Genomic DNA, 1,029 nt, shown 5'->3' on the forward strand with positions numbered 1-1,029 from the left:
TCGTAGGTGTAGGTCCACGTCAGCGCGGCCCCGTTCACCGGATCGGTGGTCACGGTGGCCACGTGGGCGCCATTCCAGGTGAACGTCAGCGATCTGCCGCCCACGCCGGTGGCCTTGGCCAGTTTGCCGTCGGCGCCGTAGGTGAGGTCCTGGGTGCGGCCGCGCGCATCGACGATCTTCGTCAGCCGTCCCGCGGTGTTGAAGTGATAGACGGTCGAAGACTTGTCCATCAACTTCCACCCGCCGCCGGACACCACCGCCAGCGTCGCGTACATGCCCGGCGGCGCCTGGAAGGTGCCATCCCCCTTCGGGGCGAACCGCAGCCGCCGCCCGTCGGGGTAGGTCACCAGCAGCGCCCCCGACGGCTCCGGCTCGATCTTCATGTCGAAGCGGGTAGACCAGCCCGCCCCGAACAGCCCGTCGCGCCGGGCGTCCAGGCTGTTGTAGGAGCGCACCACCGACAACGGCGGCCCCACCGTCGCCACGGACGCGTCCGCCACCGTGGTGGTGTAGTTGCCCGACAGTGCCTGGAACTCCTGCCCAGCCGCGTCCCGGCCGGCCAGCTGCGCGCCAATCGACGGCTGCCGCGCGCCGACGACGAGCAGCCGCTCGTCCGAGAGGGTGTAGTTGCCGGCCGTGTCGGAGACCGTCACGTCCCAGCCGTACGAGCGGCCCCACTTCAGATTCCCCGCCGGAACCTTCCAGGAGTTCACGCCCGCGGGCAGCAGCCCTGAGGTGACCCGACGCGACGTGCCGGCCGACATCCCGGCCGCCGCGGCGGCCGGCACGATGGTCCCGCACCCGCCGTACCAGTCCGGAAGGCTCATACCCTCTACGTCTTCGGGGATCTCACAGATGGTGAACTCATAACGCAGGGCCGACTCACCCCCCGTGCCGTGCCCGACCAGGGTGGGGGTAACCGACCCCACCTGCGCCCCGTCCAGCGGCCACATGTCATCGACCACCGGGACCGACGCCGAGGCCGCGTCCAGCGCCTCAGCCCGCGCCGAACCCGTGGAAGCAAGCCTG

At 70.7% G+C, this 1,029-nt stretch carries 1 protein-coding gene; it reads right to left on the minus strand.

What is annotated here, in order from left to right; translation table 11 throughout:
- Window positions 1-827 (minus strand): DUF6531 domain-containing protein (locus tag ABZ815_RS52835; RefSeq protein ID WP_357711166.1); only part of this gene is annotated, 827 nt, incomplete at its 3' end.
- Between the last annotated feature and the right edge of the window lie 202 nt (window positions 828-1,029).

It is taken from the genome of Nonomuraea sp. NPDC047529 (assembly GCF_040642995.1).
Taxonomy (GTDB): Bacteria; Actinomycetota; Actinomycetes; order Streptosporangiales; family Streptosporangiaceae; genus Nonomuraea.